We start from the raw sequence: 19,329 nt of genomic DNA, 5'->3' as shown, positions 1-19,329 counted from the left end.
CGCCCCGGCCTCACGACCCGCCCCAGCCGACCAACCTCACGACGCCTCCCAGTCGATGGGCCGCACAACAAGCGCCTCCGTCGTCAGCGACCCGGCATCCTCGAAGCGCAGGCTGAACTCGACGCGCTGACCGAGGCGCAGAGGCTCGCGGAGCTCGACCATCACATCGAGTCCGTACGGCGTCATGGTCAGCGTTCCGTGAGCCGGCACCGTGGCCGAATCCACCATGGACATGCGTGCCGCCCGTTCGCCGACGGGCGCGTCGCGGGAGAGCATCGCCTCGCCCATCGTCGGCGAGCTGACGGAGATCAGCCGGTCCGCGGCCCCGCCGGTGTTGCGGATGCGGAACACCGCGGCCGTGCTGGCGTTGCCCTCGGACGGCAGCAGCACGCGGGCTGCTGTGACGCGGAGTTCGGGTGCCGAGCCGGCGGCTCCGGCGGCCGTCCATGCCGAGAGTCCCGCCAGGGCCCCCGCGCCGGCCAGCGCCGCGGCCAACGCGGGGGCGGCGGCCGAGGCCCCAAGTCGCAGCCGCCGCACGGGCGTTCCGGCGGCGCTCACGCGGCTGCCCCCAACGGACGCGCGGCGCCGCGGCCCCCTCGTACGACATGTGAGGCCGTCGGCTGCCAGGCGTGCAGGCGCAGGCTGTTGGTGACCACGAGCAGCGAGCTGACGGACATCGCGGCGGCCGCGACCATCGGGTTGAGCCACCCCGTCATCGCCAGGGGCACGGTCACCAGGTTGTACCCGAACGCCCACAGCAGGTTCGCGCGGACCGTGCCCATGGTTCGGCGGGCGAGCCGGACCGCGTCCGCGACGGCCAGCACGTCCTCGCGGACCAGCGTCACGTCGGCCGCCCCGATCGCGGCGTCCGTGCCGCCGCCCATCGCGATGCCCAGGTCGGCGCCGGCCAGCGCCACCGTGTCGTTGACGCCGTCCCCGACGACGGCGACCCGCAGCCCCTCGGCCTTCAACTCCTTGACGAGCAGAGCCTTGTCCTCCGGCGTGCAGCGCGCGTGCACATCGGTCTCGGGGACGCCGAGTTCGGCGGCGACGGCAAGGGCGGTCGCCTCCCGGTCACCGGTCGCAAGCACGACACGCAGCCCCAGGCGCCGCAGCCGGTCCACCGCCCGGAAGGCCTCGGGCCGCACGGTGTCCCCCACGGCGATCACGGCCTCGGGCCTGCCGTCCACCCGAACGAGGACCGGGGTCTGCGCGGCGGCCTCGGCCGCGGCCAGCGCGGCGGAGAGGGGTTCGGAGAGCCGGGTGTCACCCGGGGCGCACACCTCGACGTGCCGCTCCCCGACCCGCCCGGCCACGCCCGCCCCGACGCTCGCGGTGAACTCCGTCATCCGGGGCAACGGCCCATCAGGCTCCACCTGCTCCCCATCAGACCCCGCCTGCTCCTCATCAGACTCCGCCCGCTCCCCATCGGACTCCACCTGCTCCGCGTACCCGGCGATCGCCTTGCCCAGCGGATGCTCGGAGCCCCGCTCCACCGCCCCCGGACCAGCGGTCGCGGACGGCGGTCGATCTGACGCTGCGAGGCGTGCGGCTCGTCCTTGATTTCTACAACCGCCTGCACATCGCGGGGTACACGGGCCTCACGGCGGTCCTCGTCACCGGGTTCCTCCTGGTGCGGTCCGGCTCCGTGTCGATCGGCACGGCGACGGCCGCGGCCCTGTACTTCCACAGTCTGTTCACCCCGGTCAACTCCGCTCTTGTGCTGCTCGACGACGCGCAGTCGGCGACCGCGGCGCTCGCCCGGCTCGTGGGGGTGACCGACCAGCCGGACCCCGAACCCGGACGGGCAGTGGCACACCCCCAGGAGCCCGGCGCGGCACCGGACAGAGCCGTCGCCGTGACCGGAGTCCACCACGCGTACGAGACCGGGCGCCCCGTCCTGAAGGACGTGGCCCGCACGCTGCGGACCGGGGAACGGGTGGCTCTGGTGGGCCCGAGCGGCGCGGGCAAGACGACTCTGGCCAGGCTCATCGCGGGCGTACACCGTCCGACGTCGGGCTCGGTGCTCGTGACGACCGGTACCGAAGAGCCGGGCAACGGTCTGCCGGTGGCCCTGGTCACCCAGGAGACCCATGTCTTCGCCGGTCCGCTGGCGGACGATCTACGCCTGGCCCGGCCCGACGCCACCGACACGCACCTGCGCACGGCCCTTGCGGTGGTGGACGCCGCGGACCGGGTCGAGGCGCTGCCCGACGGCCTGGGCACGATCGTCGGCGACGGCGGTCACCGCCTCACCCCCGCACAGCTCCAGCAACTGGCTCTGGACCGCCTCGTGTTGGCCGATCCGCCGGTGGCCGTGCTCGACGAGGCGACGGCCGAGGCGGGGAGCACCGGCGCCCGTCTCCTGGAACAGGCGGCCGACCGCGCGGTCGACGGCCGCACCGCGCTCGTCGTCGCACACCGCCTCACCCAGGCCGCCGCCGCGGACCGGATCGTCGTCATGGAAGGCGGCCGGATCGTCGAGAGCGGCACCCACGACGAACTGAGCCGAGCGGCCGGAACCTATGCCGTCCTGTGGGCGGCATGGTCCGACACCCGCGGCACTCCGCTCTAGTGGAACGTGGGCATCTCGCCCTCGGTGCTCGTCAGATCGATGACGGTGAAGACCGCGCCCTGCTGATCGGAGACCGTCGCGAAACGGCCGAAGGGACTGTCCATCGGCCCGAAGAGCAACTGCCCGCCGAGCTTGGTGACCGTGGCGATCGCGGCGTCACAGTTGTCCACGCCGAAGTGCACATTGATGTGCGCCGGCACATCGGGCGGGAAGTCCCCGTTCATCTTGAGGCGGCCGAGCACCGGCTCACCGCCCACCTGGAAGAGCCTGAAATCGACGTCGTCGACGTCCATCGTCTTCACCTCGAACGGGAAGACGGCGGGGAGGAACGCGTCCGTCTTCTCGGGGTCGCGTGTGTTGAGATCCGCCCAGCAGTACGCCCCGGCCTCGCCGGTCTTCTCGAAACCCTCGTGGGTGTCGGCCTGCCAGGCGCTGAAGTACGCGCCACTGGGCTCCTGAGCGGTCACCATCGTGCCGAAGTCACCGACCCGCATCGGCTCCATGACCAGCGTTCCGCCGTTGTCACGGATCTTCGCGGCGGTCGCGGCGACATCGGGTGCGGCGAAGTAGAGGTTCCAGGCGGCGGGGCCTTCCACGCCGGGCATCTGCGGTGAGACGGCGGCGACAGCCTTCCCGTCCGAGCGCGCCTGCGCATAGCCCCCGAACTCCTCCGACCCGGCGTCGAACGTCCAGCCGAGCACCTCGCCGTAGAAGCTCTTCGCGGCTTCCACGTCCGGGAACATCGCGTCCGCCCAACAGGGCGTTCCTTCGGGTTGCACGGCCATCGCGAGAGAACCTCCGGTTCCGGCGGATTTCTGTCGCTTTCACGCTATGCGCCAGCCAGTGCCCTCGCGCCCGGGACACGACCAATGATCGCGACAGGTCGGCATTCAATCTCTGGAAGCGCTCCGTACGGGCCGGGACCTTTCTGGGCCGGTGCCGCGTAGGCCGCGCCCTGCATGAGGGTGTAGCCGAATGCCGCTGCTGTGCCGCCGACGACCGCTCCGCAGGAAACTACGACGTTCCACTTGATCACTCCAGGGGAGCGTGACCGTCCCTGCCGCACCGGTCGGGCGGCGGGTCGCGGGGGGGTGCGCTTCCGGAACCTAGAAGTCCCCGCCCACCGCCGACCACCCCGAAGTCGGCTTGGCAGCACGGAAGTTGGCCCACTCGGACAGATTGGTCTTGCCGAGGATCACCGCCCCCGCCCTCCGCAGCCGGGTCACCAGCGCGGCATCGGTGCCGGGCGGGCTCCCGGCGAGCGCGAGCGATCCGGCGGTCGTCGGCATTCCACGGGTGTTCACATTGTCCTTGACCAGCACGGGGATACCGTCCAGCGGCCCCAGGGTCTTGCCGCGCCGGTGCCTGGCGTCGCTGGCGGCCGCCTGGCGCAGCGCCGTCGGGCTGGTGCGCAGCACCGAGTGAATCTTGGGATCGACGTCCTCGATCCGCCGCAGGTAGGCCCGGGTAAGCGCCGCCGAGGTCAGCGAACCGTCCGCCATGCGCGCCTGTAACTCCGGAATCGTCACGGTGTCCAGATCGACGCCGCGGTCCTCGGCTGCGCACCGGTGTTCGGTACGCCCGTCAAAAGCGACCCCGCGACGAGGGCGGCCGTCATTGCGGCCATGCTCTTCTTCCTCATGCGGGTCAGCGGACTATACGGGCCGCGTCCGGCGCAAGGGTGCGGGGCTTCCACAGATCGCGGCACCCGCCGGGTTGGGCCACTCAGGTGACACCTCCGCCGCCCGATCCCAGCCGCCAACCCGCCGGCCGATCCCACGCTGACGTGGGTGACCTGGCGCCGACCGGACACCGGTGGGATACCGGGTGCCGGTAGTGACCCTGCTCGGCTAGTGACCCTGCTCGGCGAGGACGTCCGGGGTGCGCATCGCCGACACCCGCACCCGCCACCACGTCTGCACCCGCACCCACGGCACCGGCCTCCCGGAGGTCGCCGACCGGACCTGGACCGGTTGATGCCCCAGCCGCCGCTCCGGCGGACAGTCGGCTCAGCTCTGGGCCGGGGTGAGCACCACGAAGTCCGCGTTCGACGGGTCGAGGCAGACGGCCAGGCGGCCGACGCCCTCCGCGTCCGCCGGTCCCATCTGCACGCTCCCTCCGTTCTCGGTGACCTTCGCGACCGCGGCGTCGCAGTCGGCGACAGCGAAGACCGGGTGCCAGTACGGCCGCCCGCCCGCCAGCGCGAGGTCCTCTGTATGGAGCTGCATGAGGCCGCCCTGCATGCGCTCTTCAGCCAGCCCGGCGGGGGTGATGAGGGTGTACGTGCCACCGCCGCCCGGCAGCTCCGTGTCGCTGAACTGCCAGCCGAAGACACCGCCGTAGAACACCTTGGCGGCCTCGGCGTCGCTCGTGTACAGCTCGGTCCAGGACAGCGAGCCCGGCTCGTCCGCCAGCTCGAAGCCCGCGTTCTTCCCCGGCTGCCAGACGGCGAACTGGCTCCCCAGCGGGTCGCTGTACTGCGCCATCCGACCCCAGTCGTCGAGGTCCCGCGGCGCCACCCGCACCGTGCCGCCCGCGCGCTCCACGGCCTGAGTCGTGGCGTCCGCGTCGGTGACGGTGTAGTAGATCATCCAGGCCGAGCGCGCTCCCTCCTCGGTGAGCTTGCCGAGCCCGGCGACGGTCTTGCCGTCCTTCTTGAACATCCCGCCATCCATGTCCGCCGACTCGCCCATGGACTCGTACTCCCAGCCGAGCACCGCGCCGTAGAAGGCCGCGGCGGACCGGACGTCCGGGGCACCGAGGTCGAGCCAACAGGGGGAGCCGGAAGCGAGGTCAGTGGTGATCACGGCGATTCCCTTCGCAGATCCTGTGTGGCACCAGCCTGGCACTCGGCACTGACAGTCGCGCGTCGACCGCCCGGTCATGGGCCTCGGCGGTGGCCTGCGGGCCGAGGACGTGCGCGGGCGGGCCGTCGTCGGTGCCGTGCCACACGCGGAACTCCTGCCCGTACCAGGAGCCGTGGCTGCGCACGTCGTCGTCCGCCGCACGGACCAGGTCGGCGGTGTCCGGCCATGGCGGTCCCGACCTGGGCGAGGCCCAGGACGAGGGTGTCATTGGTGCCGTCGCTGCCGTCGCCGGCCATCGCCACCGTGTGCCCCTCGGGTGGGTTACGCGGTCTGGAAGGAGACCTTGGTGAGGTTCTCCGAGGCGGTCCAGATCCGCCGGGCCTCCTCTGCGCTGCGCAGCCGGGAGTAGAGCTTCTGCTCTCCGGGAGGGCCGCCCATGTGCCCGAGTCCCCGCGGCCCGTAGAACCCGCCACCCTTGGCGTCGGGAGAGGTGGCGGCGAGGAGGGCGGGAAACTGCGCGCTCTCTACCGTCCCGACGATGATGCCGCGGGCGGACAGGGCCCGGATCAGGCGCACACCCATGGTGTCCTTGCTCCGGCCGACCTCGGGGCGTGCGGCGAGCAGACTCGTCGGGGCGACTCCCGGATGGGAAAGGTTGCTCGTGATGCCCCAGCCGTGGGCCTGGCTGCGCCGGTCGAGTTCGAGGCCGAAGAGCCCGAACGCGATCTTCGACTGGCTGTACGCCTTCATGCCATCGTACGAGCGTTCCCAGTTCAGGTCGTCCCAGTTGATGGCTCCTTGGTTCGCCGCGATGCTGACCTGGGAGGTCACCCGCGCGCGGCCGGCGCGCAGCAGCGGCAGCAGATGGGCCACCAGGGCGAAGTGGCCGAGATGGTTCGTGCCGAATTGCAGCTCGAAACTGTCGGCGGTCGTCTGCCGGTCGGGCGGAGTCATGACGCCGGCGTTGTTGATGAGCAGATGGATCGGCCGGCCCTCCTCGCGCAGGGTCCCGCCGAGGGCGGCGACGGAGTCGAGCGAGGACAGGTCGAGCTCGCGGAGCGACACGTTCGCGTCGGGGGCCGTTCGACGGATCGTGCCGATCGCGGCCTCGCCCTTGTGCGGGTTGCGTACGGGCAGGAGCACTTCGGCCCCCGCCGCGGCGAGCCGCGTGGCGAGGCCGAGCCCGATGCCGTCGCTGGCGCCGGTCACGACGGCGCGCTTGCCGGACAGGTCGGGGACGGTGAGGTCGATGGGTGTGCGTGGCATGTTCACTCCTCGGCGATGGTGCCCACTGATCATCATTCCCCGGCGAAGGGCGGTCCTGCGGCCCTGAAGGGGGGATCGATGAGGCGTGGATACCGCGGTACGCCGCCGGTACAAAGGTGCATACGCGAAGGAAGAGTGCGGGTGGATCTGCGACGGAGGAACGCATGCTGATCGACCGGGCCGGCCTGGCGGAGTTTCTCCGGCGTCGCAGGGAGGCGCTGCAGCCCGAGGACGTCGGCCTGCCGCGCGGCAGCCGCCGCAGGACCAGCGGGCTGCGGCGGGAGGAGGTGGCCGCGCTGTGCCACATGTCGGCCGACTACTACGCGCGCCTCGAAAGGGAACGCGGACCCCAGCCCTCGGAGCAGATGATCGCCGCCATCGCACAGGGCCTGCGGCTGTCCCTGGACGAGCGGGACCACCTGTTCCGGCTGGCCGGACACAACCCGCCCGTACGGGGCGCCGTCAGCGAGCACATCAGCCCCGGCATGCTGCGCATCTTCGACCGGCTGCACGACACCCCCGCGGAGATCGTCACCGAACTCGGCGAGACCCTGCGGCAGACACCGGTCGGTGTCGCGCTCACGGGCGACCTGACATCCTTCAGTGGCCCGGCCCGCAGCCTCGGCTACCGCTGGTTCACCGACCCGGCCACGCGGGCGCTGTACGCTCCCGAGGACCATCCGTTCCTCACCCGCATGTTCGCATCGGGCCTGCGCGGCATCCTCACGCTGCGCGGTCCTGAGTCGCGGGCGGCGCACCTGGCCGATCTGCTGCTCGAACAGAGCGACGAGTTCCGCAAGGTGTGGGACGAGCACGAGATCGGCATCCGTCCCCACGAGGTGAAGCGCTTCGTCCACCCCGAGGTCGGCGCACTGGAGTTGACCTGCCAGACGCTGCTCGATCCGAACCAGTCGCACTTCCTGCTCGTCCATACGGCGATTCCCGGCAGCGAGAGCGCCGAGAAGCTGTCGCTGCTTTCGGTGATCGGGGCGCAGACACTGCACTAGGGCGTGGTTGAGATGCCTCGTGGCGATCTGACGGATACGCAGTGGGAGCGGCTGGAAGCGGACTTGCCGCCGATACCGAAGATGGGCCGACCTCCGAGGGATCGGCGGCAGGTGTCCTGAAGAAGTTGCTGGTCAAGGCGGATACCGAGGGGGTCATCGAGTGGGAAGTCTCGGTCGACTCCACTGTCTGCCGGGCCCACCAGCGTGCCGCCGGGGCCCGCAAAAAGGGGCTGCCGATCCGGGCCGGACGCGTCCGAACGGCCTCGCGGCCGAGCCGGACGACCACGGCCCGGGGCGCTCGCGCGGCGGGCCGACCACCAAGATTCACCTCGCCGTCGACGCCTCCTTCCATGTCCTCGCAGCCGTCATCACCGTCGGCCAGCGGGGCGACGCACCCGTCTTCGAGCAGGTGATGGACCGAATCCGTGTCCCCCGGATCGGCGGTCGTCGCCCCCCGCACCCGGCCGGAACAAGCAGGCACGAGGCGTCGCGACCAGGTACGACAAGCTCGCTGTCCGCTACGAGTCGACCGACCGACTCACCTACCCTCATACAGCAGGCGCTGTGACCGCCCGTCATGCACGATCCCGATCACGCCACGGACCGTCTGGCACCAGGGTGCCGAGCACGGCCGGCAACTGTGGCGGCTCAACCGGGTCTGGCAGCAAGCTCAGGTCCGACCATGCGGTCCAGGCGTGCGTGTCCAGGTTGACCTGCTCATCGAGGAGCAAGCCGGTCCGCACGAGCGATGGTTGCTCGTCGGCGAACTGAGGGGCCCGCCTCGGACCAGTCGACGATGCCGGTGATCTCGTCCCCGTCGACGAACACGTGGGCGATCTGCAGGTCGCCGTGCGTCACGAGCCACTCGTACTCTCCGTCGAGAGCCGCCGCATGAGCTCTCTCGTCGCAGCCCACCCCTCGCCCCCGTGGTCACCCTGTGGCCGTGAGTCACGATGTCGCCGGACCCGATCGCCGGGGTTACAGCTTCTCCCGGCCGATTGCAGGCCGTCTCCGTGGCCACCGCGGGCCCACCCGCTTGCTCCGCGTCCGGCTCTCGGAGGCGGACGCCGGAGGTGCTCCCGCGCTGACGGCGGCAGCCTCGGCCGGGGCGATGCGGCGCAGCAGGAAGCCGGCGGTCAGGGCCATGACGAACATCACCACCGCGTACACCGCCGAGGGGATGGCCATCCGGGTGCTGTCAAGGAGCGAGGGGCTGAGGGCGATCGCCATCGACAGCGTGGTGTTGTGCATGCCGATCTCGAAGCAGGTGGCGACGGACTGCCGGTGGTCGCCGCGGGCAAGCCGGGTCGCGCCGTAGCCGATGGTCAGGGAGATCGCGCCGAAAAGGAAGACGACAAGGCCGACGTCGGCGAGATAGCCGAGCACGTTCTCACGCTCGGCGGCAAGCGCGGCGATGATGACGCCGACGAGCACGGCAACCGCCGTCACCTTGACCATCCGCGTCGAGCGCTCCGCGAAGTCCGGACGGCGGTGTCGGACCAGCATTCCCGCCGCGACCGGCACCAGCACGACGAGGAAGACCTGCAGTGTCTTGTCGAAGCGCAGTCCCAGCGCCTCGTCCGTGCCGGTCATGAAGTGGTCGAGGGAGAGATTCACGACGATCGGCAGCGTGACGACGGCGATGACCGAATTGATGGCGGTCAGCGTGACGTTGAGGGCGACGTCGCCGCCGAAGAGATGGCTGAAGATATTGGCCATCGTGCCGCCGGGAGAGGCCGCGAGCAGCATCATGCCGACGGCCGGCGCGGGACTCAGGTCGAAGGCCAGCACCAGGCCCAGACAGGCGGCGGGCAGCAGCACCAGCTGGCAGACGAGCGCGACGGCCACAGGCCGCGGATACGCCGCGATCCTGCGGAAGTCGGCCACAGACAGGCCGAGTCCGAGACCGAACATGATCACGGCGAGGACGGCAGGCAGCAGATAGGTGGTCAGCGGCGAGTCCACGCGAACAGACTCCGGGAGGCTGCTCGAAAAGTCCACGACCATACAGAACAGCTCCCGCACGCCGGCCGTGGCGGAGAGGCGCAGGGCCCGCGCCCGGAACCCGGCGACCGAGGCCGCCGACCGGACGACAGGAGCCCGGTGAGCTCAGTCAGCCCCCTTCGACTGGGCAGCGCGGACGGGCTGCTGGAGCGGAACTCGCGCGGACAAGGCTCCGGGTGTGCCCGCTCGATCGCGCCGTGCGGCCGATGAGCTTTCGCGGGCCCCGGTCGGACGGGCGGATCAGCGCAGTCCGGTGAAGAGATCGTTCTCGGGTGCGGCCGCGCCGGTGGCGTCCTTGACGCGTACGAAGGTCTCCACGCCCATCAACTCGCCGAACCTCTCCTTGCCCATCTTGAGGAAGAAGATGTTCTCGCCCTGACTGGCGTGCGCGGCCAGCGCGTCGAACTTCTGGCCACTGAACGCGGTGGTGTCCACCCACGTGGTGATCTCGTCGTCGGGGAGGCCGATCTCGGCCATCGCGGCGGCCTCGGCAGGATCCGGCTCCGGCATGTCCGGATGGAACTCGCGCATGATCTCGCCGAACCGCTGCATCCCCGAGCGGGGCATCGTCGTCCAGTACACCTTCGGTGCCAGGTCGGTCATCTCCAGCGCCGCCATCGTGATGCGGTGGGCCTGGATGTGGTCGGGGTGGCCGTAAAAGCCGTTCTCGTCGTAGGTGACGACCACATCGGGCCGGTAGTGCCGCATGAGGTCCGCGAGCCGGGCGGCGCCTTCCTCCACGGGGGTCTGCCAGAAGGACCCGGGGGCGTCGTTGCTCGGCCAGCCCATCATCCCGGAGTCGGCATAGTCCAGCGTCTCCAGATCGCTGACCTGCAAGACGTCACAGCTCTCCTGGAGTTCTTGACGGCGCATCGAGGCGACGGCCGCCGGATCGTGCCCGGGATCGCCCGGCTTGACACCCTCCGGTCCGTCACCGCAACCGCCGTCGGTACACGTCACGAGAACCGTGCGGATGCCTTCCGCCGCGTACCGCGCGAGGATCCCTCCGGTTCCGGTGGCCTCGTCGTCGGGGTGGGCGTGTACGGCCATGAGCGTCAAGGGCCGGTCAGTCATGAATCATTCCTCCTGCGGAAATACGTCTTGGTCCGAGTGCGCGACGGGCGTACCGCGATCCCTGGGGCCCCGCGGCGCCGGCCCCTCGGTCGATGCAACCGTCACGACAGGACTGGCTGTTCCCGGCCCGGCCGCTTGACCTCCCCAGGCGTCGGCGTTTCAACGCGAACGAGGTACAAGGCACGACCTGCAAGTCTCAGCGTCAAGGCAAGCGGCTGCACGTGGGCGGGCGCGTTGGCGCGGAGACTGGCCTGTGCTACTGCAGTCGGTGGAATGGGGCGGTCCGCGAGTTCCGAGTGGTGGCGTGCACCGCCTGCGGAACCGGGGTCCTCAACCCGGACGTCGTGTTCTTCGGTGAGAACGTGCCGCCCCAGCGGGTAACGGCGTGCCGGGGCCTTGTCGGCGAGGCGGCCGCCTTGCTCGTGCTGGGTTCTTCCCTGACGGTCATGTCCGGGCTCCGATTCATTCGCCAGGCGGCCCAGTCTCGTACCCCGGTCCTGATCGTGAACCAGGGCCCCACCCGTGGTAACCGCTGGGCCGACCGCCGTATCGACCTCCCGCCCCAGTAAGGGGACACACAGGAGCAGCCCCCTAAGCCGGTATTGCAGGATTCTGGTTCGGAGTTGTGAAGCACCGTTGACACCCGTACGACGCCATACGCGGAAGTACGCTGCCGCTGGACCCCTGCCCGGCAGGCCGAGGCCCTTCGGCTGAAGGCCGCGAATAGGGGGGTGTGCCGTGAACCTGGGGTGACGAGACGGAGCGGATGTGGCGTACCCCCTGTCGGCTCCCACGGGCCGCCACCTTCGGCATCCTGAGGCCGTCGCCGGACTGCTGCCCTGCACCAGGGAATTCACAAGATCAGCACTGGACTTTCCATGGTGGGTCGGTGCAGGGTGTGCCGACCCGCAATTCCACCCGACCGAAGGCCGCAACCATGGCTCTGACCTGCTTAGTTGCCTCTGTTCGGGTGTTTGCCGCGACTCATCGCCCGTATGTCCCTCCCACTCCCGAAGGGGTAGCACCGTGCCGTTCCGCGGAAGTCTCCTGCACCGTACCGTCCCGTTCGCCCTGGCCGTGAGCACGGCCGTCGCCGTCACCGCATGCAGCAAGGGCGGCGAGGCCACCACCACGGCGGACGGCGTCCGCCTCGTCACCGCCGACCAGCTCACCACCTGCACGCATCTGCCGTACGCGCCGTTCCAGTCGGAGAAGAACGGCAAAGTCGTCGGGTTCGACGTCGACATGATCGATCTCGTCGCCGAAGAAATCGGCGTGAAACAGCAGATCGTGGACAAGTCCTTCGAGACCATCAAGACCGGCGCGGACCTCAACGCCGGTGTCTGCGATGTGGCCGCCGCGGGCATGACCATCACCGACGAGCGCAAGAAGCATCTCGACTTCTCCGTCCCCTACTTCGATGCCGACCAGGCACTCCTTGCCCGCAAGGGCGTCGCCGCGAAGAGCCTCGGCGACGTCAAGTCCAAGAAGTTGAAGCTGGGTTCGCAGTCTTCGACCACCGGCGAGGAGACCGCGCACGGCAAGGGCCTCGACCCGCAGTCCTTCGAAAGCTCGGACGCCGAGCTCAACGGCCTGCGCACCGGTCAGGTGGACGTGATCATCCAGGACTACCCGGTCGTCGCGAACTGGCTCAAGGACCCCGCGAACGCGGCCAAGTTCAAGCTGGTCGGCACTGTCGCCACCGGTGAGCACTACGGCTTCGCCGTGAAGAAGGGCGGCAACCCGAAGCTGTTGGCCTCGATCGACAAGGCCATCACGCGGTCCAAGAAGGACGGGACGTACAAGAAGCTCTACGAGCAGTGGATCGGCCCGATGCCCGAAGGAGCCGATGCCCGGTGAGCACCCAGACACCCCTTACGGACGCGCGGCCACCGACCCGCACCGCCCGTCGCCGCCTCTCGCTGCGGCGCCGGCGGAGTCTGGTGCGCACGGCGCAGTACGTGGGCCTCCTCGCCGCCGTGGCGGCTGCCGCCGGGCTCGCCGACTGGAACCAGCTCCAGGAGCAGTTCCTGCAACTGTCGGTGGCCGAGCAAATGTTCCCCGAGCTGCTCACCGTGGCACTGGCCAATACGGTGCTGTACACCCTGTCCGGGTTCGGCGTCGGTCTCGTGCTTGGCCTGGTCATCGCCCTGATGCGGCTGTCGTCGGTCGCCCCCTACCGTTGGCTCGCGGCGCTGTACATCGAGGTCTTCCGCGGCCTGCCCGCGCTGCTCATCTTCATCTTCATCGGCGTCGGGGTGCCGCTCGCCTTCCCCGGGGTGGTGATACCGGGCGGGGCGTACGGTCAAGTCGCCGTCGCACTCGGCCTGGTGGCCGCCGCGTACATGGCCGAGACGATACGTGCCGGCATCCAGGCGGTACCCCGCGGCCAGTTGGAGGCCGCCCGGACGCTCGGCATGTCACAGGCCCTGGCCATGCGATCGATCGTGATCCCGCAGGCATTCCGGATCATCGTGCCGCCTCTCACCAACGAATTGGTGCTGCTGTTCAAGGACTCCTCACTGGTGCTGTTCCTCGGGGTGTCCCTGCAGACCCGTGAACTGACCAAGTTCGGCCGGGACCTGGCGAGCGAGACGGCCAACACGACGCCGATCTTCGTGGCCGGACTGTGCTATCTGCTGGTCACCGTCCCACTCGGCTTCCTGGTGCGCCGTCTTGAGGCACGCCATGCCCAGGCGAGGTGAACGATGAGCGAGACCACATCAACACCACCACAGACAGCCACGGACAGGGACGCGGACATGACGACGACCAGCAAGACCGATCCCGCAGACGTCCCGGCCACCGCGATCGACATCCGAGGGCTGCACAAGTCCTTCGGTGACCTGAAGGTCCTGCGGGGTGTGGACTTCACCATCCGGCCCGGCGAATTGGTCTGTGTGATCGGACCGTCGGGCTCGGGCAAGTCGACACTGCTGCGCTGCGCAAACCTTCTCGAACAGCCCACTGCGGGAACGGTGTTCGTCGCCGGAACGGACATCACCGACCCGGACGCGGACATCGACCAGGTGCGCCGCCACATCGGAATGGTCTTCCAGCAGTTCAACCTCTTCGCCCATCTGAACGTGCTGGAGAACCTGACCATCGCCCAGCGCCGGGTGCTTGGCCGCAGCAAGGAGGAGGCCGCGCAGGTGGCCCGGGAAAACCTGGCCCGGGTCGGGCTCTCGGACAAGGAACGCAGCTACCCGGCCAAGCTCTCCGGCGGCCAGCAGCAGCGTGTGGCCATCGCGCGGGCCCTGTCCATGGGCCCGCAGCTGATGCTGTTCGACGAGCCGACCAGCGCGCTCGACCCGGAACTCGTGGGCGACGTACTGGCCGTCATGCGCTCCCTCGCAGACGAAGGCATGACCATGCTGGTCGTCACCCACGAGATGGGCTTCGCCCGTGAAGTCGCCGACCGCGTCGTTTTCATGGACGACGGCGTGATCGTCGAGGAGGGCACCCCGGACGAGGTCCTGGGCAGCCCTCGGCACCCGCGCACCCGCGCCTTCCTCGCTCGCGTGCTCGCACCCGCGGGCGGCACCACGGCCGACGACTCCGCGGGCACCGCCTGACCGGGCCGACGGATGGCACGGGCGAGGTCCCGACGTGACTGATCCCGTGCTGTACCGGCGGAGCCTGCCCGGCCCCTCGGCAACATCGTGCCCCGGGCTCGGGCCGCCGTGTCCGGGTTGAGTGATCGGTTTCGGGGTGCGCTCGAAGTTGACGTATCCGGCACGGGCGAAGGACTTCGCCACAGGGGTGCTCCCGAGGTCCGTGGATGCCCTGATCCGGTCGACGCCCTCGGCGGCCAGGATGCGGGTGCCCTCGGCGAGGCACGAAGCCCACCGGGCCGCCACCGTCGGGAAGTTCGGCGATGCGCCACCACTGGTGCGGGCTCTCGAACTTGGCGAACTCTCCGTCGTAGTGCCGGGCCGGGACAGCCGCCAGACGGGTCAGTGAAGCGCCGACGCCGTCCGTGACCAGGGACAAGGCGCCAAAGTTGCCGTACGCCCATCGACGGCGGTTGGGTACCTCGGCACCGAACTGCACCTGCGGAGGCCACAGTTGGCAGACATTCGTCCTGTTTGACGGCATCTGCCGCCACAGCCAGTGCGACACCCTCCGACGCCAGCAGGGAGTGCGGCCGGTGGTCTCCACGGACAAGGCCGCCCCGACCGATGAGTGGTGCGAGCCGTACGGGCTGTGCACCCGCGTCATCAACGTGGGCGGCGCCTCCCTGCCCAGCGAGTTCTAGAGCTGGAGCGACGGCCCGGCCTGACCGCGTGCTGGTATGCATCGCCGAGCGGGAGCGGGCACTGGCCTCCCGCGCCCCGAGCGCCGCCCAAACCGCTACAGCCATCGAGACGGCCGTACGCCACTACGTCGCCATGCACGCCTGAATGTTGCCGAGGAGCACGTCAGTCGGCGGGCGAGCCCGGGGGCGCGTCGGGGAAACAGCGGCCCATCTTCCGGCCACTGGCCCGCGTCTCCTCGATCAGCCTGGTCACGGGCATGTCGAGGCGCTGTGCCGCCGCCAGGACGTCGGCGTACTCCGGCTGCACCGTCACCATGCGGGACCCCAGATAGCCGCGCTTCACCCGCACCGTGGTGTCGCCCACCGGGACCTCGACCTGGTCCCGGCGAAGACTCCGGCGGGCGAGCGCCGAAATACGAACCCCCAGAGTGGGTGTCTCCTCGAAGATGATCCGGCACACCAGATCGAGCCGGTCGGCCGGGACCAGAGCGCTGAGGATCTGACCGGGCCGGCCCTGATGCGTCAGCGCGTGAGTGCACCAGGCGTCGGCGGCTCCGAACGCCCGGAGCCGGCTCAACAGATCCGGCCACACACGGGGATCGAGGTCGTCGACGGTGGTGTCCACCTGGTGCAGGGAAGCGGACATCCACTCCTCGGCGGCCTCGGCAGCCTCGTGCGGCTCGCCGATGAGAACACGCAGCACGTTGGGATGTGTCGACGGGTCAGCCGCCCCGGCGCCGACCCCGACCGCGAGCGGGGTCAGGGCCGGCGGAGGGCCCCAGTCGGTGGCCAGCTCACACAGCAGGGCGGCGCCGGTGGGCGTGCACAGCTCCATGCCCGCGGGATGAGCGGCGATCGGCGCACCCGCGGCGGTGAGCAGCTCAAGGACCGCAGGACCCGGCAGCGGAATCCGGCCGTGTGCGCTCTCCACCGCGCCGGAGCCGACCGCGATGGCACTCACCACGCGCGTCCGGGCGCCGAGCAGGCCGAGCTCGTGCAACGCGACAGCACACCCCACCACGTCGGTGATCGCATCGAGCGCACCGACCTCGTGGAAGTGGACCTGGTCGGCCGCGATCCCGTGCACCTTCCCCTCGGCCGCCGCGAGCCGTTGGAACACGGCCTCGGCGAAGGACCGCACCGGTTCGGGAAGCCCGGCCGACCGCAGCACCCCGACGACGTCGGCCACTCCCCGGTGTTTCCCCGTATCGGGCACATCCAGCTGGATCCTCGCCGCCCGGAATCCGTGACGGCGCACCTGAGTCAGTGTCAGTCCGACCCGCTCGACCGGTATCCGGGCAAGTGCGGACCCCACCGCACCTTCGTCCGCTCCCGCGTCGAGCAACGCCCCAAGGAGCATGTCGCCCGCGGCGCCGTTCCCGGGGTCGACCCAGAGCGTCTTCATACCGCCCCCGGTCCCGCGCACCTGGCGATCCGCGCCGCGGCGACACCCGCGCCGAAGCCGTTGTCCACGTTGACCGACACCACCCCGGGAGCACAACTGTTCAGTACCGCAAGCCAGGCCGTCAGACCGTCCAGATGCCAGCCGTATCCGACGCTCGTCGGCACGGCGATCAGCGGCAGGCCGATCAGCCCGCCGAGCACGGACGGCAGGGCCGCCTCCATCCCCGCCACGGCCACCACTACGTGGCACCCGGCGATCCTCTCCCGCTGCGCGAGCAGCCGGTGCAGTCCCGCGACACCCACGTCGCCGACCACTTCCGCGCGGGAGCCGAACGCGCGCACCGTGGCCACGCATTCCAGCACCACGGGCAGGTCGCAGGTGCCCGCCGACACCACGGCCACGCTCCCCTTCGGCGCGGGCGGCGGGCCGAGCACCGCGGTTCTGCCCACGTCGTCGACCGCCGCTCCGGACAGCTCCCGCCGGCACAGCTCGCGCGCCTCGTCGGACAGCCTGGTGGCCAGCACCGCCCGGTCCGGGTGCGCCCGATGCAATGCCCGCAGGGTGGCGACCACTTGCTCCGGTGTTTTCCCCTCACCGAATACCACTTCGGGGTCGCCGGTACGGCGGGCCCGGTCAATATCAATGCGCGCGAATCCGAGATCGGTCTCACGGGCGTGCTCGGTCTCCGGGACAACTCCCTTGTACTCTGCTGGCATCTGTTCCATCGCCCTCACTCTGCGGAGCGGAAATCATGGGAGAACGTACGGCAATTCATGGCGCACAGGCATTGCTCACCGAAATTTCCGGCTACGGCAGAACTCTGGTCGCCTTCTCGGGCGGTGTCGACTCCAGCGTGGTGGTCGCGGCAGCCGCCAGAACGCTGGGCCCGGACCGGATGGCCGCCGTGACCGCCGTCTCCCCCTCCCTTCCGGACGAGGAACTCCTGGCGGCGACCCGGTTCTGCGAAGAGCTTGGCGTGGCGCACCACCGCGTCGACACCCACGAGATGGACGTGTCCGGCTACCGCGCCAACGGCCGCCGGCGCTGCTACTTCTGCAAGAGCAGCCTGCTCGACGCCGCGCGGGCGCTCGCGGCGGAGCGGGGCTATGACACCGTCGCCACCGGCACCAACACAGATGATGTGGTCGACCGCTTCCGCCCAGGGATCGCCGCTGCCGCCGAGCGCGGCGCCCGCACACCGCTCGCCGACGCCGGGCTCGGCAAGTCCGCCGTCCGGGCCGTGGCCCGTCTGTGGTCGCTTCCCACCTGGGACAAGCCGGCCATGGCCTGCCTGGCGAGCCGCATCGCGTACGGAATCGAGGTCACGCCGAACAGGCTGGCCCGGGTCGAGCGTGCGGAGATCGCCGTACGCCGTCTGCTCGGACCTGCCGGCAAGGGCAATGTCCGGGTGCGTGATCTGGACACCTCCGTACGGATCGAGGTCGACCGGGAGTCACTGCCCGCCGTGCTGCGGGACCCGCGCCTTGCCGAGGCCGTCCGCGAGGCCGGCTTCGGCGAACTGCCCGTCGCCGTGCACGAGTTCCGCTCCGGTTCGATGAATCATCTGCCGCCCGTCCCCCGCAGACTCAGCCGCTGACCCCGGCGGCGCTCAGCCGGGCCCGTACCACCTCCTCAGTCGTCTGCTCGATCCGACGGGTCGCGAAGCGCAGAATCGGCGGTGCCATGACCGAGGTCGCCACGGCCACGAGGACCACGACGGTGTAGGACTCGGTTGTCAGTACGCCAAGCCTCAGCCCGACCGACGCCACCACGAGCTCGATGACGCCGCGTGAGTTCATGCCCGCTCCGATGGCCAGAGCCTCCCACCGGTCCAGGCGGCCGAGCCGGGCGCCGAGGAAGGCCCCGACGAACTTCCCGACGACGGCGATGAACAAGACCGTCACCGCAAGCAGCAGCACTTCGGGACGGCGCAGCGCCGTGAGGTCGGCACGCAGTCCGGCAGTGGCGAAGAACAGGGGAGCCAGGACCGCGAGCACGAACGTCCGTATGGGGGCGAGGAGTTCCATCCGGACCGCGCCCGACTGCCGCAGCATGATGCCGGCCACGAACGCGCCGAACACCGCCTCCAGGCCCATCGACTGGGTCGCCGCACTGGCCAGCAGCACGATGACGGCGATGAAGGCGGCCGGCGCCCCGGCAGCGGCAGCACGGTTGGCCCGGCGCAGCCCGATGCGGGTCACCACCCGGCCCACCGTGGCGGCGAAGCCGATCACCACCGCGATCCACATGATCGAGCGGCCGACTGTCTGCGGATGCACTCCTGTGGTGGCCATCGCGGAGACGATGGAGAGCATCAGCCAACCGACGATGTCGTCGATCATGCCGGCGGCGAGGGTCAGCTGGCCGACGTTGCGGTGCAGCAGGTTCATGTCCGACAGCGTCTTGGTGATGACCGGTATGGCACTGACGCACATCGCGACCCCGAGGAAGAGCGCGAAGACAGGGCGCTCCCCATCGCCGCCGAGAAACTGCTCCGGGACGAGGTATCCGGCCCCGATACCGAGCCCCAGGGGCAGCAGGAGCCCGGACAGGCTGATCGCGAGCGTGGTCCGGCCGCGTCGGCGGACCATGCCGAGGTCGAGCTCGACTCCGGTTATTCCGACGAGCAGCAACACCCCGAGCTGGCCGGCGGCGTCGAGCAGATGGAATTGCCCGGTGTCCTTGGGCAGCAGCCAGCCGGCGATGTCCGGCGCCACGTGGTCGAGCAACGAGGGCCCGAGCACGATGCCCACGCACAGCTCACCCACCACGGCAGGCAGTCCGCAACGGGCCGCCAGACGGCCAAGGATGAGGGCCAGCATCAGCAGCAGCCCTACCTGGAGGAGAAACACAAGCAGTTGGTGGCTCTGTATCGGCGCCACCGGAAGTGCAATCAACACGGGGCTCTCCTACGGTGAATGCAATATTCGCCG

The 19,329-nt window shown here is 70.1% G+C and carries 16 protein-coding genes and 7 pseudogenes; 8 read left to right on the top strand and 15 right to left on the bottom strand.

What is annotated here, in order from left to right; translation table 11 throughout:
- Positions 1-36 precede the first annotated feature (36 nt).
- Positions 37-558, bottom strand: coding sequence for a copper chaperone PCu(A)C (locus E2651_RS03865; RefSeq protein ID WP_135329531.1), 522 nt, complete (start codon positions 556-558; stop codon positions 37-39).
- Positions 555-1,502 (bottom strand): annotated as a pseudogene (locus E2651_RS03860) (HAD-IC family P-type ATPase); the annotation flags it as partial. The pseudogene E2651_RS03860 and the gene E2651_RS03865, both read right to left, overlap by 4 nt.
- A gap of 8 nt (positions 1,503-1,510) precedes the next feature.
- On the opposite strand from E2651_RS03860, the pseudogene E2651_RS03855 reads away from it, so the two are divergent.
- Positions 1,511-2,575, top strand: a pseudogene (locus E2651_RS03855) (ABC transporter ATP-binding protein); the annotation flags it as partial.
- Here the strand turns inward: E2651_RS03855 and E2651_RS03850 are convergent.
- The 6 genes and pseudogenes from E2651_RS03850 to E2651_RS03825 all read right to left on the bottom strand — a co-directional run bounded on the left by E2651_RS03850 (position 2,572) and on the right by E2651_RS03825 (position 6,648).
- Positions 2,572-3,360, bottom strand: a complete 789-nt coding sequence (locus tag E2651_RS03850; protein ID WP_135329528.1) for a VOC family protein — start codon at positions 3,358-3,360, stop codon at positions 2,572-2,574. The pseudogene E2651_RS03855 and the gene E2651_RS03850 overlap by 4 nt on opposite strands.
- Positions 3,361-3,476: 116 nt before the next feature.
- Positions 3,477-3,603: pseudogene (locus E2651_RS45070) on the bottom strand (translocation protein TolB); the annotation flags it as partial.
- Between the two features lie 78 nt (positions 3,604-3,681).
- Positions 3,682-4,104 carry an amidase family protein gene (locus E2651_RS03840; RefSeq protein ID WP_245238559.1) on the bottom strand — a complete coding sequence of 141 codons (423 nt, stop codon included), beginning with the start codon at positions 4,102-4,104 and terminating at the stop codon, positions 3,682-3,684.
- A 480-nt stretch (positions 4,105-4,584) separates the two neighbouring features.
- Positions 4,585-5,382, bottom strand: coding sequence for a VOC family protein (locus tag E2651_RS03835; RefSeq protein WP_135329527.1), 798 nt, complete (start codon positions 5,380-5,382; stop codon positions 4,585-4,587).
- Positions 5,369-5,650: a hypothetical protein gene (locus E2651_RS03830; protein WP_135329526.1), complete on the bottom strand. Its 282-nt coding sequence runs from the start codon at positions 5,648-5,650 to the stop codon at positions 5,369-5,371. Before E2651_RS03830 ends, E2651_RS03835 begins: the two co-directional genes overlap by 14 nt.
- A gap of 53 nt (positions 5,651-5,703) precedes the next feature.
- Entirely contained in the window at positions 5,704-6,648 is a 945-nt protein-coding gene (locus E2651_RS03825) for an SDR family oxidoreductase (protein ID WP_135329525.1), read from the bottom strand.
- A 164-nt stretch (positions 6,649-6,812) separates the two neighbouring features.
- On the opposite strand from E2651_RS03825, the gene E2651_RS03820 reads away from it, so the two are divergent.
- Positions 6,813-7,655, top strand: a complete 843-nt coding sequence (locus E2651_RS03820; RefSeq protein ID WP_209446056.1) for a helix-turn-helix transcriptional regulator — start codon at positions 6,813-6,815, stop codon at positions 7,653-7,655.
- A 173-nt stretch (positions 7,656-7,828) separates the two neighbouring features.
- Positions 7,829-7,998 (top strand): annotated as a pseudogene (locus E2651_RS45065) (IS5/IS1182 family transposase); the annotation flags it as partial.
- A gap of 431 nt (positions 7,999-8,429) precedes the next feature.
- On the opposite strand, the pseudogene E2651_RS43675 reads toward E2651_RS45065, so the two are convergent.
- The 3 genes and pseudogenes from E2651_RS43675 to E2651_RS03800 form a co-directional block, all read right to left on the bottom strand.
- Positions 8,430-8,552: pseudogene (locus tag E2651_RS43675) on the bottom strand (phosphotransferase); the annotation flags it as partial.
- 81 nt (positions 8,553-8,633) lie between these two features.
- A complete protein-coding gene (locus E2651_RS03805; protein ID WP_135329522.1) occupies positions 8,634-9,662 on the bottom strand; it encodes a bile acid:sodium symporter family protein in 1,029 nt (342 codons plus the stop codon).
- Positions 9,663-9,899: 237 nt separating this feature from the next.
- Positions 9,900-10,733 (bottom strand): PIG-L family deacetylase, encoded by an 834-nt coding sequence (locus E2651_RS03800; protein ID WP_135329521.1) that lies wholly within the window; start codon positions 10,731-10,733, stop codon positions 9,900-9,902.
- Between the two features lie 281 nt (positions 10,734-11,014).
- Between E2651_RS03800 and E2651_RS45060 the strand changes: the two are divergent.
- The 4 genes and pseudogenes from E2651_RS45060 to E2651_RS03780 all read left to right on the top strand — a co-directional run.
- Positions 11,015-11,302: pseudogene (locus tag E2651_RS45060) on the top strand (Sir2 family NAD-dependent protein deacetylase); the annotation flags it as partial.
- 502 nt (positions 11,303-11,804) lie between these two features.
- Positions 11,805-12,593: a transporter substrate-binding domain-containing protein gene (locus E2651_RS03790; protein WP_245238562.1), complete on the top strand. Its 789-nt coding sequence runs from the start codon at positions 11,805-11,807 to the stop codon at positions 12,591-12,593.
- Positions 12,590-13,438, top strand: coding sequence for an amino acid ABC transporter permease (locus E2651_RS03785; protein ID WP_135329519.1), 849 nt, complete (start codon positions 12,590-12,592; stop codon positions 13,436-13,438). The genes E2651_RS03790 and E2651_RS03785 overlap by 4 nt, the downstream gene beginning before the upstream one ends.
- A 57-nt stretch (positions 13,439-13,495) precedes the next feature.
- Positions 13,496-14,308, top strand: coding sequence for an amino acid ABC transporter ATP-binding protein (locus E2651_RS03780; RefSeq protein WP_135329518.1), 813 nt, complete (start codon positions 13,496-13,498; stop codon positions 14,306-14,308).
- A 138-nt stretch (positions 14,309-14,446) separates the two neighbouring features.
- Here the strand turns inward: E2651_RS03780 and E2651_RS45055 are convergent.
- The 3 genes and pseudogenes from E2651_RS45055 to larB form a co-directional block, all read right to left on the bottom strand.
- Positions 14,447-14,666, bottom strand: a pseudogene (locus E2651_RS45055) (GNAT family N-acetyltransferase); the annotation flags it as partial.
- Positions 14,667-15,154: 488 nt separating this feature from the next.
- Positions 15,155-16,396 (bottom strand): nickel pincer cofactor biosynthesis protein LarC, encoded by a 1,242-nt coding sequence (larC, locus tag E2651_RS03770; RefSeq protein ID WP_135329517.1) that lies wholly within the window; start codon positions 16,394-16,396, stop codon positions 15,155-15,157.
- Complete coding sequence (gene larB, locus E2651_RS03765; protein WP_245238556.1) at positions 16,393-17,121, bottom strand: nickel pincer cofactor biosynthesis protein LarB; 729 nt, start codon at positions 17,119-17,121, stop codon at positions 16,393-16,395. The genes larC and larB overlap by 4 nt, the downstream gene beginning before the upstream one ends.
- 26 nt (positions 17,122-17,147) lie before the next feature.
- On the opposite strand from larB, the gene larE reads away from it, so the two are divergent.
- Positions 17,148-17,993 (top strand): ATP-dependent sacrificial sulfur transferase LarE, encoded by an 846-nt coding sequence (gene larE, locus E2651_RS03760; RefSeq protein ID WP_167828681.1) that lies wholly within the window; start codon positions 17,148-17,150, stop codon positions 17,991-17,993.
- Here larE and E2651_RS03755 read toward each other — a convergent pair.
- Positions 17,983-19,296: a cation:proton antiporter gene (locus tag E2651_RS03755; protein WP_245238554.1), complete on the bottom strand. Its 1,314-nt coding sequence runs from the start codon at positions 19,294-19,296 to the stop codon at positions 17,983-17,985. The two genes, larE and E2651_RS03755, sit on opposite strands and share 11 nt — an antisense overlap.
- Positions 19,297-19,329: the final 33 nt, after the last annotated feature.

The sequence above is a fragment of the Streptomyces sp. MZ04 genome (assembly GCF_004684775.1).
Taxonomy (GTDB): Bacteria; Actinomycetota; Actinomycetes; order Streptomycetales; family Streptomycetaceae; genus Streptomyces.
This window is presented reverse-complemented; position numbering and strand designations above follow the sequence as displayed.